Annotated in this window: 18 protein-coding genes; 2 read left to right on the forward strand and 16 right to left on the reverse strand. The window is 43.8% G+C overall.

Annotated features, from left to right (window positions below; genetic code table 11):
• Positions 1-34: 34 nt before the first annotated feature.
• From NE664_02200 to glmU, 11 genes are all read right to left on the reverse strand, one after another.
• Positions 35-1,039 carry a TAXI family TRAP transporter solute-binding subunit gene (locus tag NE664_02200; protein MCQ4725474.1) on the reverse strand — a complete coding sequence of 335 codons (1,005 nt, stop codon included), beginning with the start codon at positions 1,037-1,039 and terminating at the stop codon, positions 35-37.
• A gap of 35 nt (positions 1,040-1,074) precedes the next feature.
• Positions 1,075-3,045: a TRAP transporter permease gene (locus tag NE664_02205; protein MCQ4725475.1), complete on the reverse strand. Its 1,971-nt coding sequence runs from the start codon at positions 3,043-3,045 to the stop codon at positions 1,075-1,077.
• Positions 3,046-3,595: 550 nt separating this feature from the next.
• A complete protein-coding gene (locus NE664_02210; protein MCQ4725476.1) occupies positions 3,596-7,903 on the reverse strand; it encodes a 2-hydroxyacyl-CoA dehydratase in 4,308 nt (1,435 codons plus the stop codon).
• Between the two features lie 177 nt (positions 7,904-8,080).
• On the reverse strand, positions 8,081-8,485 hold the full coding sequence (locus NE664_02215; protein MCQ4725477.1) for a hypothetical protein: 405 nt from the start codon (positions 8,483-8,485) through the stop codon (positions 8,081-8,083).
• A gap of 62 nt (positions 8,486-8,547) precedes the next feature.
• Entirely contained in the window at positions 8,548-9,951 is a 1,404-nt protein-coding gene (locus NE664_02220) for an aminotransferase class I/II-fold pyridoxal phosphate-dependent enzyme (protein ID MCQ4725478.1), read from the reverse strand.
• Between the two features lie 9 nt (positions 9,952-9,960).
• The gene (locus NE664_02225) at positions 9,961-10,461 is read right to left on the reverse strand and encodes a prolyl-tRNA synthetase associated domain-containing protein (protein MCQ4725479.1); all 501 of its coding nucleotides are present in this window, start codon (positions 10,459-10,461) and stop codon (positions 9,961-9,963) included.
• Position 10,462: 1 nt separating this feature from the next.
• A complete protein-coding gene (gene rsmI / locus NE664_02230; GenBank protein MCQ4725480.1) occupies positions 10,463-11,311 on the reverse strand; it encodes a 16S rRNA (cytidine(1402)-2'-O)-methyltransferase in 849 nt (282 codons plus the stop codon).
• A complete protein-coding gene (pth, locus tag NE664_02235) occupies positions 11,308-11,907 on the reverse strand; it encodes an aminoacyl-tRNA hydrolase (protein ID MCQ4725481.1) in 600 nt (199 codons plus the stop codon). Before pth ends, rsmI begins: the two co-directional genes overlap by 4 nt.
• A gap of 107 nt (positions 11,908-12,014) precedes the next feature.
• Positions 12,015-13,004, reverse strand: a complete 990-nt coding sequence (locus NE664_02240) for a 2-hydroxyacid dehydrogenase (protein ID MCQ4725482.1) — start codon at positions 13,002-13,004, stop codon at positions 12,015-12,017.
• 714 nt (positions 13,005-13,718) lie between these two features.
• Positions 13,719-14,678, reverse strand: a complete 960-nt coding sequence (locus tag NE664_02245) for a ribose-phosphate diphosphokinase (protein MCQ4725483.1) — start codon at positions 14,676-14,678, stop codon at positions 13,719-13,721.
• Between the two features lie 130 nt (positions 14,679-14,808).
• Positions 14,809-16,173, reverse strand: a complete 1,365-nt coding sequence (glmU, locus tag NE664_02250; GenBank protein MCQ4725484.1) for a bifunctional UDP-N-acetylglucosamine diphosphorylase/glucosamine-1-phosphate N-acetyltransferase GlmU — start codon at positions 16,171-16,173, stop codon at positions 14,809-14,811.
• A 267-nt stretch (positions 16,174-16,440) separates the two neighbouring features.
• On the opposite strand from glmU, the gene NE664_02255 reads away from it, so the two are divergent.
• Both NE664_02255 and raiA read left to right on the forward strand, forming a co-directional pair.
• Positions 16,441-16,956 (forward strand): O-acetyl-ADP-ribose deacetylase, encoded by a 516-nt coding sequence (locus tag NE664_02255; GenBank protein ID MCQ4725485.1) that lies wholly within the window; start codon positions 16,441-16,443, stop codon positions 16,954-16,956.
• A 425-nt stretch (positions 16,957-17,381) separates the two neighbouring features.
• Positions 17,382-17,927, forward strand: a complete 546-nt coding sequence (gene raiA, locus NE664_02260) for a ribosome-associated translation inhibitor RaiA (GenBank protein MCQ4725486.1) — start codon at positions 17,382-17,384, stop codon at positions 17,925-17,927.
• Between the two features lie 330 nt (positions 17,928-18,257).
• On the opposite strand, the gene NE664_02265 is transcribed toward raiA, so the two are convergent.
• The 5 genes from NE664_02265 to galE form a co-directional block, all read right to left on the reverse strand.
• Positions 18,258-18,707 carry a hypothetical protein gene (locus NE664_02265; protein ID MCQ4725487.1) on the reverse strand — a complete coding sequence of 150 codons (450 nt, stop codon included), beginning with the start codon at positions 18,705-18,707 and terminating at the stop codon, positions 18,258-18,260.
• 302 nt (positions 18,708-19,009) lie between these two features.
• On the reverse strand, positions 19,010-20,056 hold the full coding sequence (locus NE664_02270; protein ID MCQ4725488.1) for a galactose mutarotase: 1,047 nt from the start codon (positions 20,054-20,056) through the stop codon (positions 19,010-19,012).
• A 35-nt stretch (positions 20,057-20,091) separates the two neighbouring features.
• A complete protein-coding gene (locus NE664_02275; GenBank protein MCQ4725489.1) occupies positions 20,092-21,018 on the reverse strand; it encodes an ROK family glucokinase in 927 nt (308 codons plus the stop codon).
• Between the two features lie 5 nt (positions 21,019-21,023).
• Positions 21,024-22,532, reverse strand: a complete 1,509-nt coding sequence (gene galT, locus NE664_02280; protein MCQ4725490.1) for a UDP-glucose--hexose-1-phosphate uridylyltransferase — start codon at positions 22,530-22,532, stop codon at positions 21,024-21,026.
• 14 nt (positions 22,533-22,546) lie between these two features.
• Positions 22,547-23,530 (reverse strand): UDP-glucose 4-epimerase GalE, encoded by a 984-nt coding sequence (gene galE, locus NE664_02285; protein ID MCQ4725491.1) that lies wholly within the window; start codon positions 23,528-23,530, stop codon positions 22,547-22,549.
• Between the last annotated feature and the right edge of the window lie 3 nt (positions 23,531-23,533).

Consider the following 23,533-nt stretch of genomic DNA (forward strand, 5'->3'; position numbering starts at 1 on the left):
TGCCTGAAAACAGTACGCTGAAATTTAGTTTTTATTATTCCAATACGCCGATTTCCTTATAATATCTTTCGGCGCCCGGATGAATAGGCAGTCCCGCAAGGTCTGTAACCGCTTCTTCAACAGAGCATTTTGAAAGCACGCTTGACGTTTCAGCTAGAGTATCGACATTTTCCCAGAATGTTTTTGTAAGCTGGTATGCCGTTTCTTCATCAAGATCGCTTGTTGTACAGATTGTCATTTTTATCGCGGACGTAAGTATGTCCCCGTCCTGACCGTCGTATGTTCCGGCGGGGATTGTGTATTCCGCATACCATGGATATTCGCCTTTCAGTTTTTCAATCAGCGACGCGTCCATAGGCACAAGCCTGCCGCCCGCTGTTGAAAGTATTTCCGTTACGGCCGCCGTAGGCGTCCCCGCCATTATCCATGCCCCGTCAATCTGTTTGTTCCTCATAAGGTCTGTAGCTTCCGTGAAGCCCACATACTGAGCTTTAATATCGTCCGGGTAATTCATGCCGAGAGCGGTTAAATGTATTCTTGTTTCAACTTCACTTGTTCCGCCTGCCGAACCCGGCGCAAAATTTGACCCTTTAAGATCCTCAAGGCTTTCAATCCCGCTTTCTTCGGTTACAACAACCTGATTAGGGTTATAGTAAAGCCCCGCAAGCACTCTGAGCTTATCGTTCGGCCTGCCTTCAAACGTCCCTGTGCCGTTATATGATTCATACATAATGCTTGTAACAGCAACGCCCATTTGAGCCTCTCCGTCCGCAATCATATTAAGGTTGTCTACGCCTCCGTTTGAAGCTTGGGCGCTGACCCTCACGCCTTCAACATTATTGTTCCAAAGGTTCGCTATGGCGCTTCCCATCGGATAAACCGCTCCCGTTGTGGCTGCCGTCGGGAAATTAATTGAAACGACGCCGTCATTCGCCGTCTGTCCGTCCGCCGCCCCGGAATCTCCGCCGGAACATCCCGAAAGCATAGAAACGCCTATAACGCCGACGGCAAGTAAATTTAACGCCCTTTTCATCTTCATTAAAATCTCTCCCTTTTATATTTTATATTTTTTGTTTAAGAAACCGTTTGAGTGCGCCGTGCAATTTTAATTCTCTGGAATATAATTACAACAGCGAAAAGCCCCACGGCAATCAAGTCCGTAAAACCGTTGGGATCTATAGCCAGCACGGCCGCTACGAGAAGCATTGCCCTTTCGATAAACGAGCATTTATCAAAAAGCATTCCCTGAAGGGCCGCCGATAGAGCTATAACTCCAAGGCTTGCGGTTATAACCGCCTGTGCAATCTCAAGCGTGCCCGCCTCTGAAGTGCCGATCAAAAGCAACGGATTGTCAAGAAAGAAAAACGGCAGTATAAATCCTGTAAGTCCCAACTTTACTGCAATAAGCGAAGTTTTAGTCTGGTTTGAATTGGCAATCCCGCTTGCAACATAGCTGCTCATTGCAACCGGAGGCGTTATATTTGAAAGGCATGCATATATCAGGCAGAACATATGCGCCGCCATGGGCATTGCCCCAACGTCGACAAGGACCGGAACGGCCACCGTCGCAACAATAACATACGCCGCAACCCCCGGAACGCCCATGCCGAGAATTATGCTCATTACCATAACCATAACGCCGCCCAATACAAGCTGGTTTTCCCCTACTATCCTTAAAACAATATATCCGAAATTAAGCCCAAGCCCGGTAAGCGAAACCGTACCTATAATTATACCTATAATTACACAGCTTACGCCGACGCTTACGGCGCCTCTTGCGCCCTCAACAGTTGCGGCGATAATCGTTGAAGGATACATCCTCGTGTCTTTCCTCAGCCATGACGCCGCCACTGTTGCAAATGTCGCAAACACCGCTGCGAAAAGCGGCGTATATCCCATAAACATCATAACCATAAGCACAATAAGCGGTATAAGCAAATGGCCGCGTTCCTTAAGAACCTTAACGGCGTTTGGTATATTTTCCTTTGAAAGCCCTTTAAGCCCGAGCTTTTTAGCTTCAAAATGCACCGCAAACAAAAGCGTAAGGTAGTACAGGAACGCCGGTATACATGCCGCAAGCATAACTTTTGTATAGCTTACGCCCAAAAATTCCGCCATAACAAAACCTACGGCGCCCATTATAGGCGGGGCAAACTGCCCTCCGGTTGAGGCTACCGCCTCGACAGCCGCCGCAAATTCCGGTTTATAGCCGGTCTGTTTCATAAGCGGTATTGTAATCGTTCCCGTTGTGGCAACATTCGCTATTGCGCTTCCGTTTATCATTCCCAAAAGCGCGCTTGCAAGCACGGCTACTTTTGCGGGCCCGCCCGGCGAACGCCCTACGAGGGTTAATGCTATATCGTTGATAAACTGGCTGAAGCCGCTGTATTTGAGATATGCGCCGAAAACTACAAAAAGGAATATGTATGTTGCGCTTACGCCTATGCCGACTCCGAAAATACCTTGGCTGCCCCAAAACATGTGGCTTAAAACCCTTTTAAGGCTGAAGCCCACATGCCCGAGTTCCCCCGGTATTAAAGGCCCCAGGAAGTTATACGCCAAAAATACAAGCGCAAGTACGGCAAGGCTTCCGCACGCCCTTCTTGCCGCCTCGAAAGTAAGCGCAATCCCTATCGCGCTTACTGCAAGATCCATTTGAGTCAAATATCCGCCCCTAAGCGTTATTTTAGGGTAATTTATAATCATGTACCCAAATACAAAAATCGTTAAACCAATCAGTATTATATCCCAAACCGGAGGAAAAGCCCGTTCCTTTTTTTCTTTCTTAAACGTAGGATAAATAAAAAAAGTGAATAAAAACAGGAACAGTATGTGCCACGCCCTTAAATCCATTGCGCTCAACCCGCCGATCGTGTTCGCATATAACTGGAACAAAGACCATATAAGAAAAAGTACGGTAAGGACTTTTGCACAAATCCCCGTATAAGTTCTGACCCTGTTTTCCGCTTCTTTTTCCTCAAGCAACCTTTGGGCTTTCGCTTCAATATCTTCCTCCTGATTATTAACTGCTTTGTTGCTGTCCATTTTCCATTTCCCCTGCCTTCCGAATTAAAAAATAATAAGTTTTGCTGCAAAGGTATTTTTGTGGCGCATGCTCCTTCATGGCCGCCAATATGCTAAAAACGGCTTTTCACCCTAAAGGACGAAAAGCCGTTGTACCACCTTAATTCACGCTGTGTAAAGCGCCTCTAAGCATATAACGCGTGCCTGCGCTGCAGTTTCCCACAGAAGCTCCGAAACCGAAATTCACAATTTTATGTACTGCGCGCCTTTCACCAAGCCGCCGCGCTCTCTTTGGCTGTAACCATAAAACGCTACTTTAATTCCTTCACAGCTAAATATATTTTATTGTTTCACTAATTTATCACTAATACGCCGCAAAGTCAATACAGTTAAAATTAAATATTTTCCTTAAAAACGGTTAAAATAATAAAGTATGACCTACGCTTACACAATGCAAAGCTTTAAAGTGCTAAAATATTCATTTTTCAAGGGACTAAGCATGTTTTTTTACAGCAATTTTTACTACTGACAGCTTTTTAACATTCTTTTTTTCTGCATATTTGCCAAAATCTTATATTTGGGCTCCCAGTTCGTTTCCCCTATGGCAAAATTTTTCCTCCGCATCTTTTCTTATTTCAGTCCTGTTTTCCTGCTGAAGTTCAAGGTTTTTCCTTGCCGATGCCAACATAAGCTTGATCCTGTTAAGCTGGTTAACCTCGCTTGCGCCCGGATCATAGTCGATAGCCACTATGTTTGTAAGAGGGTTCCTTCTTTTAAGCTCCTTAATAACCCCCTTGCCTACAACATGGTTGGGAAGGCATGCAAAAGGCTGCGTACATACGATATTCGGCACGCCGGTATGTATAAGCTCCATCATTTCTCCGGTTAGGAACCATCCTTCCCCCGTCTGATTACAGAGCGAAACTACAGGCTCAGCAAAATTTCCGAGCGTTTCTATCCTTTCAGGCGCTATAAAACGCCTGCTGTTTTTAAGGGCCTTAATCATAGGCTTCCTGTAATATTCAAGAAGCTCTATAACGGTTTTTCCCATAACGCTTCCGGAAAGGCTCGTTCCGAGATACTTGTGCTTTTGTACGGAGTTATAAGCGCTGTAAAGCCCGAAGCCCAAAAGATCCGGCACCACCGCTTCCGCCCCTTCGTTTTCAAGGAGGTTTACTATATCGTTATTTGCCGTCGGATGAAATTTAACGAGTATTTCCCCTACGACGCCTACTCGCGGCTTTTTAACGTCCGTAATTTCGAGGGCGTCAAAATCCTTAACTATATTTTCGATGTTTTCCTTATAGTTTTTGCCTGTCCTCACATCTTTTTTAACCTTTTCGTTCCATTTCTCATACAGCATGTTTGCAGAGCCCTTAACCTTCTCATACGGCCTTACCCTGTAAAGCACGCGCATAAACAAGTCGCCGTAAACAAACGCCTGAATCGCCTTATTGGCAACGTCAAGGTTAAGTTTCCAACCCGGGTTCTTCTCAAGCCCACCGGCGCTTACCGAAACTACGGGTATATGCCCCATTCCCGCATTTTCAAGCGCTTTCCTTATAAAGCCAATATAGTTTGAAGCACGGCAGCCGCCTCCTGTCTGGCTCATTAAAACGGCGACTTTGTTCAAATCATACTTCCCGCTCTTAAGGGCGTTGATAACCTGGCCTACAACTATCAACGCCGGGTAGCAGGCGTCGTTATTAACGTATCTCAGCCCTGTATCAATAGAGCTTTTATCAATATCCGGCATAACGTCTATATTATAGCCGCTGCTGTTAAAGGCTTCTTTTAATATATCAAAGTGCATAGGGGCCATCTGCGGGCAGAGAAGGGTATACTCCTTGCGCATTTTTTCCGTAAATATTACCCTTTTAAGCGACGCGTCGCCTTCTTTTATTGTTATGCCCTTTTCGCGCCTGTCCTCAATAGCGGCTATAAGGGAACGTATCCTTATCCTTGCCGCGCCGAGGTTGTTAACCTCGTCTATTTTAAGCGACGTATATATTTTCCCGGCGGCGTTCAGTATAGATTTAACTTCGTCGGTCGTAACCGCGTCAAGGCCGCAGCCGAAACTGTTAAGCTGTATATATTCAATATTTTCCTGCTTTTTAACAAAAGCCGCCGCTTCGTAAAGCCTTGAATGGTACATCCATTGATCCCTTACCACAAGAGGCCTTTCCACATTGCCCAAATGTGCCACGCTGTCCTCTGTCAAAACGGCAATATTATATCCGGTTATAAGTTCCGGTATGCCGTGGTTAACTTCCGGATCCACATGATACGGCCTTCCTCCGAGCACAATGGCCGGCATATTATGTTCTTTTATGTATTCAAGCGTTTCCACGCCTTTTTTATGCATATCTTCCCTGAAACGGTCCCATTCGGCAAAGCCCTTTTCAACGGCGCGCTTAATTGTTTTCGAATCAATGCCGAAATCGCCGAAAACTTCTATAAGGCGTTTAACAAGTCCGTCTTTGTATTTGAAGGATATAAAAGGATTTAAAAAACGTATATTGCGTTCTTTAAGTTCCTCCATATTGTTCTTTATATTTTCGCTGTAGCTTGCAACAATAGGGCAGTTATAGCAGTCGGCCGTATTTTTGATATCCGGCCTTTCGTATGCAACTCCCGGATAAAATATCGTCCTGACCCCCTCGTTTATAAGATGCATAATATGGCCGTGGACAAGTTTTGCCGGATAGCATACGCTTTCGCTCGGTATGCTTTCTATCCCTTCTTCATATATAGACTTTGAAGAATATGGCGAAAGCTTTACGCTGAACCCTATTTCGGTTAAAAAAGTATGCCAGAAAGGATAATCCTCATACATATTGAGCGCCCTCGGCACGCCTATCACGCCGTACTTTGCTTTGTCAGGATCAAGACTTTCGTATCCGAAAAGCCTGTTTTTCTTATATTCGTAGAGGTTCGGCACATCCGCCCCCGCTTTTGAACGGCCTTCGCCTTTTTCACATCGGTTCCCCGTTATAAACCGCCTTCCGCCGTCAAAAGTATTTATTGTAAGCAGGCAGTTGTTTGTACAAAGCCCGCATCTTGCGTTTGCAGCCTTTATGACAAGGCTGTTCATGGCATCGCGGCTGATGAGAGTCGTTTCATACCCTTCCGCATACTTTTCACGCGCTATCAGCCCCGCGCCGAAAGCCCCCATAATGCCCGCAATGTCCGGGCGCACGGCTTCCCTTTCGCTGATAAGCTCAAAGCTTCTTAAAACTGCGTTATTGTAAAACGTGCCGCCCTGTACGACTATGCTTTTGCCCAAAGCTTTGGGATCTGAAATTTTTATAACTTTTAAAAGGGCGTTTTTAATTACCGAATAGGCAAGGCCGGCGGAAATGTCGCTTACGTCGGCCCCTTCCTTCTGCGCCTGCTTAACGCGGCTGTTCATAAACACTGTGCACCTTGAGCCTAAATCGATTGGATTTTTGGAAAAGAGGGCAATCTGGGCAAAATCATGGACAGTATAGTTAAGGCTTTTTGCAAATGTTTCTATAAACGAACCGCACCCGGAAGAACATGCCTCGTTTAAAAGCACGCTGTCAATAACTCCGTCTTTTATTCGTATGCATTTCATATCCTGCCCGCCTATATCGAGTATAAAATCCACGTCGGGCTTAAAAAATGCCGCCGCTTTATAATGCGCCACCGTTTCTATGTATCCTAAATCAACCATTAAGGCTTCTTTTATAAGGCCCTCTCCGTATCCCGTTACGCATGAGTTCTTTATTTTAACTGTTTCCGGCATTTTTTCATAAAGACCGTTGAGCGCTTTCATTACGACTTTAAGCGGGTTTCCTTCATTGCCTGCATAGAATGAGTAAAGCAGATCGCCGTTTTCGGAAACAAGCGCAACCTTTGTCGTAGTGCTTCCCGCGTCTATTCCCAAAAACGCGCCGCCGTTGTAGTTTGAAAGCTCCACACGCCCCACTTTCTCTTTTTCATGGCGCGTACAGAATGTATTATACTCTTCTTCATCCTTAAAAAGCGGATCAAGGCGGCTTACTTCCATTTGAAGCCCTTCTACTCCGTTAAGCTTTTCGATAAGCGTTTTTAAATACATTTCGGGGCTGTTTTCGGATGCGCTTACAGCCGCGCCGAAAGCGGCAAAAAGATGCGACCCTTCCGGTATGATCGTCGTTTCATCGGTTAAATTAAGAGTTTCGATAAATCTCTGCCTAAGTTCCGAAAGGAAATGGAGAGGCCCGCCGAGAAAAGCCACATTTCCGCGTATCGGCTTGCCGCATGCAAGGCCGCTTATAGTTTGATTTACAACGGCCTGGAATATGGAAGCCGCCAAATCTTCCTTTGAAGCCCCTTCATTTATAAGGGGCTGTATGTCCGTCTTTGCAAAAACCCCGCAGCGGCTTGCTATCGGATATATAACTTTATGGCTTTTGGCATATTCGTTAAGCCCCGAAGCGTCCGTTTGGAGAAGGGAGGCCATTTGGTCTATAAAGCTTCCGGTACCGCCGGCGCACACGCCGTTCATACGCTGTTCAATGCCGCCTTTGAAATAGATAATTTTTGCGTCCTCGCCGCCCAGCTCAATAGCCACGTCGCATTTGGGAGCCACAGCCGCCACGGCGTTTGCAGTTGCGACAACTTCCTGTATAAATTCCATTCCCACGGCTTCCGCCATGGAAACGCCGCCGCTTCCCGTCATTAAAGCCGTAACTTTTGCATTGCCTATGGCGTTATATGCATTTTCCAAAAGCTCCTGCAAAGTCGCCTTTATTTCCGAAAAGTGCCTTTTGTACTGCGAAAAAACCGTTTTCTGGAACCTGTCGGCCACAACAACCTTAACTGTCGTGGAACCGATGTCAACCCCAAGTTTAAGCGTGTCAATTACGCCCATATATTTTCCCCCTGTCAATATACGTTAACTTTTTTATCTTTATATATTATACCGCTTGTAAGCAGCCGATTTTCTATATATTGTATCAAACAACCATTAATAACGCAATATATTCCGTTTTTTCCCAATTTACCCAAAAATAAGCCCTAAAGGCATAACCTCTCAGGCTTATTCTTATTATCTGTTTGAAGTTGTGCATTGAGCCATTTCCGTCATGTCTTCGATTTTATCCATTTCATGGGCAATAATATGCTGCCCCGCTATAATGCAAAGTATGTTCATCTCGTTTTTGCCTATAATTTCACCTTCGATTATCCTTTTTTGAAAAGTCGTGATCCTTACTTTCATGCCTTTTGTAAATACTTTGCCTCTGAAATTGATTGTCGCCTCCGGAAACATTTCCATGCATTTTTTAATAACCATAAGCCTGTCGGCTTCACGGCTGCCGCCCTGCGGCGAATCCGTTATCTTTACAACCTTAACAAACTTTGAAACAACCAGTATAAGCTGCGTTGCAACAAACGCCGTTATAGCGGCATATATATAATCCGCCGCCGTAAGGTTCAAAAATCCTTCCATCATAAGAAGCGCCTCCTTAACTTACTGACATTTTCTGCCAAAAAACTACTATCGGTTAGATTATATTAACTCAAAACAAAAATATTTTCAAGCGTATAATCATTAATTCCCGTTACATTAATATTACAAATTTTAAATAGTTTAATACACTCAAGTATCTCCGGCGTTATTTTTTCCCCGGGAACCGCAAGCGGTATTCCCGGAGGATACGCGGTTATAAATTCGCCGCAAATTTCCCCAAGGGAATCGGACATTTTTATCTTCCTTGTTTCGGAATTAAAAGCTTTCCGCGGCATAACCGAAACCGTAGGGGAAGGAAAAACAAAATCCGCCGCCCTGTCCGGCTTTTTAAAATTAAAATTGACGTCCATATCGAAAAATGCGTCCCTGAGCCTGTTAAAGCCTTCCATGCTGTCGCATACGCTGGTCATTGCTATTATATGCGTCGGGCATGCCATTTCAACCTCTATGCGGTATTTTTCTCTTAAAACCCGCGCCGCTTCCCTCATATCACAATATTCGCAGAAAAGCACGATTTTGCCTGTATCATATTGAAACGCGCCGTTTTTTCCCACAACGCTTTTATCCATAATACGAAAATTATTAAGCTTGCCGAGGCTTTCCCTTAAAGCCGAAAGGTTTTCCGAATACCGACGGAAGTCCTCCGCCGCGTTATCAACGTATTCACGGCATCTGTCCATAGCCGCCATAAAATAATACGACGGGCTTGTGCTCTGCGTAATGGCAAGGGCTTTTTTAAGCCTCGCCGTGTCCTTAAACCCTTTGCCGGTATGAAGCGCCGCCGTCTGCGTCGGCGACGGAAGAGTTTTGTGAAGGCTCTGCACAACTATATCGGCCCCCATTTCCAGCGCTGTTTTCGGAAAAACGCCGCTGAATTTAAAATGAGGCCCGTGGGCTTCGTCAACAATAAGAATCATGCCTTTCTCATGCACAGCCTTGGCTATTGCCTCAATATCGCTTACTATCCCCTCAAAAGTAGGGCTTGTTACTATAACCGCACGGCTTTCAGGATACTTTTCCGCCGCCGCCTTAATACTTTCGGCGGTTATAGCGCCCATAACCGGAAAACCATATGCGTTTTCAGGCATTACATAATGGACGTCGGCGCCGCTTAATATTATTCCGTCAAACACGCTTTTATGGCAGTTCCTTCCTACAATTATTCCTTCCCCTTCTTTAACGCATGAAAGTATGGCGGCTATCAGCCCGCAGCTTGAGCCGTTAACAAGAAAAAAACTTTCGCATGCTCCGAAAGTATCCGCCGCCAAACGTTCGGCCTCCAATATTATGCCTTCGGGGCGGTGGAGATTGTCAAAGCCGTCTATTTCCGTTATGTCGACGGCAAAAGGACGTTCAAATTCCATATTGCGCTTATGCCCGGGCATGTGGAACGGATAAATCCCTTTATTTCTATAATCATTAAGTTTATCGTAAATAGGGGACGCCATTTAATCACCTCAAAATTCAACAACCGTATAATCATGGCCGCAGTGCGGCAGTACTTTTTCCAAAAGATCCTTTGTATTTATTAAAACCGTAGCCGTGTTTACACATGGGTGTACGGATATTTTTTCCATTTCCAAAACTTCCCTGTCGATAAGGAAACGCACCTTGCCGTATTTGTCGTTTATAAGCCCCAGCGGCGTTACGGAACCGGGCGTTACATTGAGAAACTCCTCCATATTTGAAGCGTCCGCAAAAGTCATCCGCGGCACGCCTAAATATTTGGAAACTTTGCCCGTATTGAACTTTTTGTCCCCCGGCATTGTCAGCAAAAAAAATTCCGTATTATGCCTTGAGCTTAAAAACAGGTTTTTGCATATTTTAACGCCGATCCGCCTGTCCAAATCCGCCGCGGCCTCTACTGTAAAAACAGCTTCGTGCCTAAACAATTTATATTCAATTTCCAGCCCATTAAGAACATCGTACACAAGCTGTTCCTTTGCGCTTATTTCCATCTTATTTCCCTTCTGTTTTAAGTATGGAATATATATCCCTTTTGGATACGCCTCTGTCCTTAGCCACCTGCTTCATGGCTTCCTTTTCCGACAATCCTTTGTTTGTATATAATTCCATATGTTCTTCAAGCGTCATTTTTTCAAAATTCTCTATTTCTTCACGCCTCAGGCATTCGGCGTCGGCGCCTTCCAAAACCAGCACAAATTCCCCCCGCGGGACGTTGTTTTTATAATAGGAAATAAGGCCCGACAGCCTGTCTTTCCTTACTTCCTCAAACTTTTTGGTTATTTCCCTGACGCACGCCGCATTCCTGTCGCCCGCGGCTTCAATAAGTTCTCCGAGAGTTTCCGCAAGACGGTGCGGGGCTTCATAAAATATAACCGTGCGTTCCTCTTTAGCAAGGGATTTAAGCGTTTTTGCCCGTTCTTTCCTGTCGGCCGGCAAAAAACCTTCAAAAACAAAACGTCTTGTATTCATTCCGCTTAAAACAAGCGCCGTTACCGCCGCGCTTGCCCCCGGGGCCGCCGTAGCGCGTATGCCCTCTTCAAAACACAGCTTTACAAGATCCGCTCCCGGATCGGAAATGCCGGGCATGCCGGCGTCGGTAACAAGGGCAATGTTCATCCCGCTTTTAAGCTTTTCAATTAATATGGGTCCTTTAGAAATTTTATTATGTTCATGATAGCTTATAAGCGGCGTTTTAATTCCGAAATGGTTAAGCAGCTTAATGGTGTTCCTTGTATCTTCAGCGGCAATAAGATCACATTCCTTTAAAAGCTCTATAACCCTTAAAGTTATATCTCCCAAATTGCCTATCGGCGTTGCACAGAGGTACAGCGTTCCGCTCATTTAATCCCCTCCCCGGGATTTTCCTTTTTCGCCCTTGGCGTATTTGCAAAATTCATGGCGGCATTAACGCCGTCTTTTATATAAATTTCGACCGCTTTCGCCGCTCTTTCGCAGCCTGCCGCAACAAGCGGCTCTTCATCCTTACTAAAACGGCTAAGCACATAATCCGCCAAATCCCAGCCGTTGGGCTTTTCGCCTATACCGACCCTTATGCGCATAAACTCCTCGCTGTTTAAACGGCTTATAATGTTTTTCATGCCGTTATGCCCTCCGGCGCTCCCTCTTTCGCGTATGCGGGTAGCCCCCGGCGGTATGCTTATATCATCGTATATAACCACAATATCTTTGGCGGGTATTTTATAAAAAGACATAGTTTCCTTTATGCTTTCCCCGCTTAAATTCATATATGTCAGAGGTTTTAAAAGAATAACCTTTTCTCCGGCTATGACGCCGTTTCCCTGAAATCCCTTGTTTTTTATACGGCTTATATCTATTTTAAATTGTTCGGCAATTAAATCTATAACCCTAAAACCGACGTTATGCTTTGTTCCGTCATATTTTGCCCCGGGATTGCCGAGGCCTGCAATCAGTTTCATACTGCCCTCCAAAAAAATACAGGAATAGCCCTAAGACAGTCTTAGGGCTATTCCATTTTAAAATAAATACGATATTTTGTCTATATACGTTTCTTACGAAAAAAGGCTTATTTCGGCTGGTATTTTAACTCATTTTCCAAAGGCGCGCCTTCCTCATACGCTTTAAGGTTGTTAAGCGAAACGCTTGCAATCGCTTCAAGAGATTCGTCCGTAAAAAATGCCTGATGGCTTGTAATAAGCACATTTGGATATGCCATAAGTTTTATAAGCTCGTCGTCCTTAATAATATCGTTCGACCTGTCCTCAAAGAAATATTCGTCCTCTTCCTCATAAACGTCAAGGGCAACCCCAAGGAACTTGTTCTCCCTAAGCCCGTCGTTAAGCGCCTGGGTATCTACAAGCCCTCCCCTTGAAGTATTAATAAGTATAACGTTCTTTTTCATCTTTGATATGCTGTTTTTATTTATAATATACTGCGTGTCGCTTGAAAGAGGGCAGTGTAGGCTTATAACGTCGCTGCTTTTAAGAAGATCGTCAAGGGCCACATACTCAACGTCAAGCGACGTGTCCGGGAACGGATCATATGCAAGTACATTCATGCCAAACCCTTTTAATATTTCAATCATAATGCGGCCAATCTTGCCCGTACCGATAACTCCGGCGGTCTTTCCCCTTAAAGTTATGCCCATAAGGCCGCTGATTTTAAAGTTAAATTCACGGGTCCTTGTATATGCTTTATGGGTTTTCCTGTTAAGAGTAAGTAAAAGCGCCGCCGCATATTCCGCAACGGCCGTAGGGGAATAGCTGGGAACGCGCATTACCGTTATTTTCCCTTCGCAGGCTTTAAGGTCTATATTGTCGTATCCGGCGCACCTTAAAAGTATAACTTTAACTCCCATGTCATAAAGCATATTTATGGCGGTTTCATCTATAACGTCGTTTACGAAAAGGCATACGGCGTCGCACCCGTTGGCAAGTATTGCCGTGTCCGCTATAAAACGGCTTTCATAAAAAACGATTTCATATCCGAACTCTTTCGCCAGAGGCTCAAACCAGATCCTGTCGTAGTCCTTCGTATCATAAAAAGCAATTTTCATAAATCAAACCTCCTGTTAAATTTAATATTTATATTTTCCTGATCGCCCGTAAAATATGTTTATTATAAATTTAAATCTCTCTTAACATAAAGATACATTATAGTTAAATATTTGTCAATAGAAAACCCAAAATTTTGTTAAAAAAATAACCTTAATTTGCATTGGTATAGTGGCATTACCGCAAAATATTATTGTTTTTCAAATTATATATTACGTTTAGCATTTATATATTGTTAATTTTAAAACAATTATTCTTAATTTTAGATTGTATATAACGTTTCAAAAAATATATTCTGTTTTATTTTTTAACATAATTTTGCACTTTTACAGCGTTATGTACAAAAACATCACCTTATACGGCACGCAAAGCGGCGTTTATATGTCAAAACGACGAATACGCCGTAAAGCTTACTTTTAACAATATTTCTTCAAACAGCCGGATTAATAAGATTCAATTAATAACTGCCGCCGGCATATACGCCGCATTATAAAAATTTAACCGCGCGCAATTAAATATGCCTGTTCGGAAAATACACGCGTTTTCCGCTGTAAATTATAAAAAGCCCGCTTATAAAAAACAGGCTTTTTCTTTTTAATGTATTTTATTAAACGGTCCTATAAAAGCGGCATTGCGCGGACTGAAACGGCCTTTCTTCCGCCCTTAAAACAAAAACCCGCCTTGCATAAGCAAAGCGGGAAAACGCCGTATATTTATTAATCAAAAAGTTTTGAAACGGAAGTTCCTTCATGTATGCGGTTGATAGCCTCCGCAAATATTTTTGAAACCGAAAGCTCAACAATTTTGCCGATTTTCTTTTCTGGAGGAAGGCTTATTGTGTTAAGCACAACAAGCTCGCTTATTGCGGAATTTTCAATCCTTTCTATCGCCGGGCCTGAAAGCACGGCATGCGTACAGCATGCGTCTACTTCCACTGCTCCCCTTTCTTTAAGCGCGTTTGCAGCGTTTGTTATTGTGCCGGCAGTATCAATCATATCGTCAATAAGGATAACCCTTTTGCCCTCAACACTGCCGATTATATTCATAATTTCGCTGACATTGGCTTTAGGCCTTCTTTTGTCTATGATAGCGATTGGTATATCAAGCCTTGTGGCAAAGTTCCTTGTCCTTCCCACGCTTCCGAGATCAGGCGAAACAGCCACAAAGTCGTCGAGAACATCGCCGTATTTTTCACGGTAGAAATTAGTAAGTATAGGGAATCCCAAAAGGTGATCCACAGGTATATCAAAAAATCCCTGTATCTGCGCACAGTGGAGATCCATAGTAAGCACCCTGTCTGCGCCTGCCGTCGTAATGAGGTTTGCAACAAGCTTTGCGCTGATAGGATCCCTTGCCCTTGCCTTCCTGTCCTGCCTTGCATAGCCGTAATAAGGCATAACGGCCGTAATCCTGCCTGCCGACGAGCGTTTCATCGCGTCAATCATAATAAGCAGTTCCATAAGATTATCGTTTACAGGCTGCGACGTCGACTGGATAATAAAAACGTCGGCGCCCCTGATTGTTTCATTAATTTTAACCGAGATTTCACCGTCGCTGAATTTTGTTACTTCGCTCTGCCCAAGGCTAAGCCCTAAATTTTTGGCGATAGCCTCAGCCAAATCAGTATTGGCGTTACATGAGAAGATTTTAATATTGCTTCTTCCCGAATACATCATAATTTGTTTCCTCCCAACAAACATTAATATTTTACCGGTTACTTAAATATGTTACACCCCCGGATATAATAATTCAAGTAAAATCGTCAAATATTATTTTTTAATTCAAAAAAACGCCAAAAACCGGCTTTTATTTCTTTGTCCACCCCTCAATATTCTGCTGGCGCGAGCGCGCTACGGCAAGGCTTCCTTCCGGCACATCCTTTGTAACGGTTGAACCTGCCGCCACATAAGAACCTTCTTTTAACGTAACCGGCGCTACGAGATTGGCATTGCAGCCTATAAACACATTGTCTTCGATAACCGTCCTGAATTTCTTTTTTCCGTCGTAATTAACCGTTACCGTGCCGCAGCCGAAATTGATATTTTTTCCAACGTCGCTGTCGCCGACATATGTCAAATGCGAAATCTTTGTACCGTCGCCTATTACGGAGTTTTTAACTTCCACAAAATCCCCGACCTTTATATTATCTCCGATTTTTGAATTCGGCCTGATATACGCGTACGGCCCCACTTTCGTTCCGTTTCCGACATAACTGTCCAAAGCCGTTGAAAACTGCACGGACGTGCCGTTTCCCACAACCATATTTGTCAGGCGGCTGTACGGCCCTATTTCACAGTTTTCGCCTATTTCCGTACTTCCTTCGAGTATTGTTCCCGGATGAATTATCGTGTCGCGGCCTATTTTCACAAAGTCGCCTATATATGTTTGGGAAGGATCCGTTATAGTCACCCCGTTTTCCATATGGAATACATTTATCCTGTTTTTAAGCGCCGCTTCAACTTCGCTTAATTGTACGCGGCTGTTAACGCCCATAAATTCGGAAACGTCATCCGTTTCCATTGCGTTTACCCCATAGCCTTTTTCAAGTATAACCGCAAGGGTATCCGGCAGATAATATTCCTTCTGCGCGTTGTCGTTTTTAATAAGCGAAAGGGCTTCTTTAAGACGCTTGCCGTTAAAACAGTAAACTCCCGTATTTATTTCGTTTACATTCCTTTCGTCGCCCACAGCGTCCTTGTCTTCCACATTTTTAACGAAATTTCCATTCCTGTCCCTTATAATGCGCCCATAACCCGCGCTGTTCTCAACATGCGCCGAGATAATGGAAGCGCCGTTTCCTTCTTTTTTATGGAAATCGTACAAATCTGCAAGCGTTTCTGCCTTTATAAGCGGAGTGTCCCCGTAAAGTATAAAAACATCGTTTTTGTCGCCTATAAAATCAACCGCCTGTTTCACCGCATGCCCGGTTCCCTGCCGGCTTTCCTGGAGATAAAATTTAACGTCCGGTTCTTCGCCGCTTACAGCTTCAATAACCTGTTCGCTGCCATGGCCCGCAACCACTGCTATGCTTTCGGCCCCCGCTTTCCGAGCCGCGTCTATAACCCGCATAACCATTGGCCTGCCCATAACTTTATGCAAAACCTTCGGAATATTTGATTTCATCCTCTTGCCTTCGCCTGCCGCAAGTATAACGGCTTTTAAATTTTCCATATTATTCTCCTTTTTGATGTGATTTTATATATATTACCACCGTTGCTATATATTTTCTCACTAAAATTTTATTTTTTCAACATAAAAATAAAATATGGGAAAATATTATAAATATGCCGTTGACTTATATCTTCCGAACTGGATGCAAAATGCCGCCGCGTTCGGGCTTGACAGCTTCTTAATATGATTTTAATAAAAATTTAATAAAAATCTGTTTACCTTTTGTAAAAAAGGATATAAAATATACTCATGAAGGGAGATGGTGGAATGAACAGATTAACCATTGCAAAAGGTGACATCGTAAAAATGAAAACGGATGCCATTGTTAATGCGGCTAACACATCCCTTTTAGGCGGCGGTGGCGTTGACGGGGCCATACATAAGGCCGCAGGGAAAGAACTACTGGAAGAATGTATTGCTCTCAACGGCTGCCCTACAGGCAACGCCAAAATAACAAAGGGCTATAAGCTGAATGCAAAGTACGTTATCCACACTCCGGGCCCTATATGGCGCGGCGGCGGCAAAGGCGAAGCGGAACTGCTTGCGGACTGCTATAAAAATTCATTCCGTGTAGCTAAGGAAAACGGCGTCAAAAGCATAGCTTTTCCGTCTATAAGTACGGGCGTTTACCGTTTTCCCGTTGAAAAAGCGGCCGAAATAGCCGTCAGGGAAATTCTCGCATTCCTGAACAATAACCCCGACTTTGAAAAAGTTGTTGTAGTGTGCTACACTGACGACGTTCTTAAAGCTTATAAAAACGTACTGAAAAAAACAGGCGTTTAAAAATACAAGGCATAAGTTGCATAAAGCTTATGTCTTTATTTTCTTTATGTAATGTTATTGAGTATATTTTTTACTGTTTTAAATAAGTCGTAACCTGCTGCAAACACATGTGCCTGTGGATAATTTCAAATATTATCCACACCAAAAACCCTAATTTTTAAGTTATGCACAAAGTTATCCACTTTGTCCACAAATATTATGTTATTTAACATGTTAACACAATTTGCCTCATCCGCCCTTTTGCAGTTAAATTATGTAAACTTATAATCCTGCTTTATGTAAAATTTTCAAAAATAAATATATTTTTAAGAAGGATTTTTACTGTTTTTGAAGAATAATAAATATATACCAAAAAGGCAGAAACCTCAAAAGAGGTTTAAATATACATGTAAGCCGCTTCCGGCTTACCGGAGGGAGTTGTTTTTATGATTTATAACATCAAAGGAAAAAATTTGACATTAGGCGACAGGACTAAAGAAAAAGTAGAGGACAAGCTCAGCCGCGTAAACAAACTGTTCCCTGAGGACGCTCAGGCTACGGTTAAAATAAGTTCCGAAAAGCTTGACTATACAGTTGAAGTGACAATCCCTTTAGCAAGAAGGCTTGTAAGGGCCGAATCTACACAGCAGGATATGATGGCCGCGGTAGACAAAGCAGTTGACATTATAGAAAGCCAAATTGTAAGGCATAAAGGGCGTATGAGAAACAAAGTGCGCCAGAACGCCGCCTTCAAGGCCGAATATGAATCTATCCCTATTAGGGAAGAGGACTTGGCACAGGAAGAAGACGGAATTGTTATTGAAAAAAGCAAACGCTTTGAACTAAGGCCTATGGACGCCGAAGAAGCTGTTATGCAGATGGAACTACTCGGTCACGGCTTCTTTGTTTTCCTTGACGCTTCAAGCGATACGATTAATGTTGTTTACAAAAGGAAAAACGGCACTTACGGCATAATCGAGCCTGAAAAATAATAAACAGTTTAATAAACAATATAAATCCCGGCAATTATGTTGCCGGGATTTTTTACGATTCTTGCGCCGCGCTTTTTCCTGTTGGATATTTCATAATATCATACGTCAAAACTTTCATATATGATATGCGGATATACTCCGTCCATTTATCAACGACGTTTTAAAACCGCCGTAAAAATATGTATATTCCGCTTTCGCACTCATAGTTTACAATTAATCCGCTCAATTAAAATCCCCATAACATTCCACCTATATTATAGCCAATTAATCCGAACGCACAAAATTTATTTGACATGACATTTATTTTTGCTTTGCCTTATGAACATGAATTTAAAAATGCCTGTTTTTTCGATACTCCAAAAAGCTATAAACAGCCCCGCAAATAATTAAAATCAAAATAATTCCCCAATATATCCTTGTGCCTTGCATCGAAAACAGATTAAGCGCCAAACCTGCCGCTCCCCACGCAAAAGCCAAAACCGACAATAACCCACATTCAGCCAAACGGGCCGCCCCCTTGCTCATAGCCAAATCTCCGATTATAAAAATTCCTAAAAAACAAGCGGCCACCAATCCGTTTAAAGCGCATTGCAAATTCTTCCGCACTGCATAGTCCGCCCATTCGGAAACGCTGTAAATTTCGGAGGCGGAAATATTTTTGTACTCACGGAAATTCAGCCAAAGGCATATAAGTTGTAAAACTGCCGCCGCCAATATAACCCATTTATGCCACGGACGTTTCCAATACATAAACTTCCTGCTTTTCGCATTATCCCGCATTTGGTTCCTCCCCCATTCCTATTTACCGAACTCTTTCCTACATCCCGTATAATCAAATATTATTTCAACATGAATCGGCAAACAACATAAAACACCCAAAATTCACCCAACCTCTGCATCATCAATGCCTTTTTCTGAAACTGATATAAAGAAAAAGACGGTTAATACGCCTATTGAACATATTATTTCCGCCTTTTGTATGCTTTTATTTTAAACCGGTATTAAGCAAAAAGGCAGACAATACGCACATCAAACATATTATCCCCGCCTTTTGCATACTTTTATTGCAAACAGTTATAAATTTATTCTTCCGTAAATTTATACACAGTTTTCTGCCTGTAAATATCGCCTTTTTTAAGGGCCGGGCTTGGAAAATTCGGACAGTTAACAGCATTCGGAAACCCCTGCGTTTCCAATGCAAACCCGCTTCGCCTGGAATAAACCGCGCCGTTTTTGCCCAAGACATTACCATCGAGAAAATTCCCGCTGTAAAACTGTATCCCCGGCTGAGTTGTTATAACTTCCATTTTAATGCGTGTTTTCGGCGAGTACACTTCGGCCGCTTTCTCAAAACCGCCTTTTTCAGACTTTTTCAACGCCCAGTTATGGTCGTAACCGGAACCGTATTTAATTTGAACGTATCCGTCGTCAATTCCCTCTCCTATTTCCCTTGCTTCAAGAAAATCCATAGGAGTGCCTTTTACCGGAAGTATACGTCCTGTGGCAAGGGTATTGCCGTCGATTTCCGTAAAGCTTTCGGCATATATTTTCATTATATGCCCGCTGATATCGCCGTCGCCGTGGCCGTTTAAGTTAAAATATGGGTGGTTTGAGATATTTACCACCGTATCACTGTCGCAAACGGCTTCCGTTTCTATTATGAGGCTCCCGTTAGAAACGCTGTATTTTACAGAAACATTCAAATTCCCCGGGTATCCCTCTTCGCCGTCGGGGCTGAAATACCTGAGCGTCACTGCATTATCTTCCCGCTCCGCCTCCCAAACCTTTTTGTCAAATCCCTCTTTCCCGCCATGGAGATGGTTTGGACCGTTGTTTACAAAAAGGCTGTATTCGCGGCCGTTAAGGCAAAATTTTCCCCCTCCTATCCTGTTTGCATACCTTCCGAGTATTGCGCCGTAATATTTATCCTGCTTTATATAGCCTTCTATATCGTCATTCCCCAAAGCCACGTCTACGCTTCCGCCGCTAACGGGAACGGCGATACTCCTTACCGCTCCGCCGTATGTTATTAATTCAACGGAAAAACCGTTCTTATCGGTAAGCCTGTACAAATCTACCGCCTTTCCATCAGGCGTTGTTCCAAATGGTTTTTTTATTATCTCAGCCATATTCCCTCCATTTGTCAGTCTTTCGTATATAAAAATTAAAGCAGAAGGCCGGCCGCGCCGTATATGCCCGCATCATTGCCCAGCGACGCTATTTTAAATTTGGCGTTCCTGACCGCATGGAATGAATATTCCTTATAGTATTTTTCTATAAATCCGAGTATAAAATCTCCCGCTTTCGACACGCCCCCGCCTATTATATAAACTTCCGGATCGCATATTTCACCGGCATGGCTTAAACCCAGGCCGAGCGCATATCCCATCTTTTCCATAACAAGCAGGCAAAGCTCATCGCCTTTTTTTGCGCCGTCCACTATAGCTTTAGCGTTAACGTCGTTCAGCGACGTTTCCATGCCGCTTTCAATAAGTTTCCTTGCCTGAGCGGCCATTCCCGTTGCCGAGGCATATTGTTCAAGACAGCCGTGTTTTCCGCATGTGCATTGTGATTTTTCATTTATATCTACAGTTATATGCCCTATTTCACCGGCGCTGCCGTTTTCGCCCACTATAAGGCGGCCGTCGCATACAATGCCTCCGCCTACTCCCGTGCCTAAAGTTATAAAAACAATGTTCTTAAAACCCATGCCGCTGCCCTTCCACATTTCTCCGAGAGCCGCGACATTTGCATCGTTGCTCGCCATAACCTTCATGCCTGTAAGCTCAGCCATACAGTCCGCTATGGAAAAAACTCCCCAACCGAGATTTACGCATCTGTGCACTATGCCGTTTTTATCGACAGGCCCCGGAACGCCCACTCCGACTCCGATAAACCGCTCCTTATCGATACCCTTTTGGTTCATTTTATTTTTAAGGCTTCCGGCTATGTCGGGAAGTATGTTGTTTCCGTCACGGCTTTTGTCAGTTGGAATCTGCCATTTGTCCAAAAGCGTGCCGTCCGTTGTAAACATCCCAGCCTTAATGCTTGTCCCGCCTACGTCAACGCCGAATATATACTCTTTTTCCATATATGCTAAACCTCTTCTTCCCCGCCGATGAAGGATATAAAACGCCAAAACGCGTCCTGTCCTTCACTGTTGTTTTTGAATACGCCGGCGTCCTCAAGCACTTCCATGAAAACTCTGCCTACCTCGTCTTCAACAATGTCCGATATGTTTTCTTTTGAAACAGAATCGTATTTTTTGAGAAATTCTTCGGCCCATACGGCATGCTTTGCCGTTTTTTCATTGCTTTTTAAATCGCCGCCTTCAAGGATAATCGTTTCCATGGTTTTAAGTTCGTCTTTAAGCCTTGCGGGCAGTACGGCAAGGCCCATAACTTCAATTAAGCCTATATTTTCTTTTTTAATATGGTGCAGTTTCTCATGCGGGTGATAGTATCCCATAGGATGCTCCGGCGTCGTTATATTGTTCCTCAAAACAAGATCCATTTGAAACCTTTCGCCTTTTCTGCGGGCTATAGGCGTAATTGTGTTATGGGGCGTTCCGTCCGTTTCCGCAAATACAAACGCCTTCTCATCGGTGTAAGCGCGCCATGCAGTCAGTATTTTATCCGATACTTCAACAAGCGTTTCATCATCGCCGCATTCAAGGCGTATAACCGACATTGGCCAATTTACTATGCCCGCCTTTACGCCGCCGAACCCTTTAATTTTGAAGCTCCGCTTTATGCCGGCTTTTTCCATGGCAAACGTATACCTGCCGCCTTGGAAATGGTCATGAGAAAGTATAGACCCGCCTACAATAGGCAAATCGGCGTTGCTGCCTATAAAATAGTGTGGAAAAAGTTTGATGAAATCAAGCATTTTCCTGAAAGCGTCTTTTTCTATTTTCATCGGAACATGCCTGCTGTTGAAAACAATGCAGTGCTCATTATAATACACATACGGAGAATATTGGAAAAACCATTTACAGCCGTTTATTTTAATAGGAATAATCCTGTGGTTTTGTCTTGCGGGATGATTTATGCTCCCCGCGTATCCTTCGTTTTCCGCGCACAGCATACACTTTGGATACCCGCTTTGCGGAGCGTTTTTGGCCGCGGCAATATCCCGCGGATCCTTTTCCGGCTTAGACATGTTAATTGTAATATCCAAATCGCCGTACTCCGTAGACGTTACCCAGCGTATATCTTTTTCAATGCGGTAACGCCGTATATAATCCGTATCGCAGCTGAATTTATAATACCAGTCTGTAGCCATCTGCGCGCCCTTATCATACATTGCGTTAAATTTGCTTATAACGTCGCTCGGCCTTGGGGTCATAACGCCCATAAACTTAGTGTCGAAAAGATCCCTCTGAGTTACCGTATCCTCAATTATCCCCTTTTCGACTGCATAATCAGTAATTATTTTAAGCACGTTTTCCAAAGACGTATCTTCAAGCGAAACGTGGCTTTCTTCATATGAGTCCATGCCCAGCAGGCTTATAAAGCCGTTTATTATATATATTACGTCGCTTTCCCGAATAAGCCCGGTTGTAAGGCCGTATCCCGCAAGCGCTTTTATGGCGGCGTTTATCATCGGCAATACCTCCTTTAATATCCGTTCGGGTGGTTTTTATGCCATTTCCATGCAGAAGATATAATTTCGTCCAAGCTGTTATGGCGCGGGTTCCAGCCGAGTATGTCCACAGCCTTTTTGCTTGAAGCTATAAGTTTGGCGGGGTCCCCGGCACGGCGCGGCGATTCTTCCGCCGAAATGCCGCACCCCGTAACTTTTCTTGCCGCGTCAATAACCTCCTTAACAGTGAAGCCTACGCCGTTGCCCAAGTTAAATATATCGCTTCCGCCGCCTTTTAAGAGATACTCGACGGCAAGGATATGCGCGTCGGCAAGATCCGTCACATGTATATAATCCCTAACGCATGTCCCGTCTTTCGTCGGATAATCCGTACCGAAAATACTTATCGATTCCCTTTTGCCCAGCGGCACTTGAAGTATAAGAGGTATCAAATGGCTTTCGGGATTATGCGCCTCTCCTATTTCGCCGCTTTCGTCGGCGCCGCAGGCATTAAAATACCTTAGCGAAACATATCTTATACCGTACGCTTCAGAAGCCCATTTAAACATTTTTTCCATTGCAAGCTTTGTTTCGCCGTATGGATTTGTCGGTTCCGCGGGATCGCTTTCAAGTATAGGCACGCTTTTAGGTTCGCCGTATGTTGCGGCCGTTGAGGAAAATACAATTTTATCAATGCCGTTATCAACCATGCTTTCAAGAAGCGTTTCGGTTTTGCACAAGTTGTTTTTATAGTATTTAAGCGGTTTTGCAACGCTTTCTCCCACAAGGGAAAAGGCTGCAAAATGAATTGCCGCGTCTATTTTCTCTCTCTTAAAAAGGCCGTCCAAAAAAACCTTATCTCCTATATCCCCTTCATAAAATTTCGCACGCCTGTCAACAGCCTGTTTATACCCCGTTACAAGGTTATCAACAACTATGACTTCGTACCCTTTATCACAAAGCGCCTTGACGGTGTGGCTTCCTATATAACCGGCTCCGCCCAGAACAAGTATTGACATCAC

The organism is Anaerotignum faecicola (genome assembly GCA_024460105.1).
GTDB lineage: Bacteria > Bacillota > Clostridia > Lachnospirales > Anaerotignaceae > JANFXS01.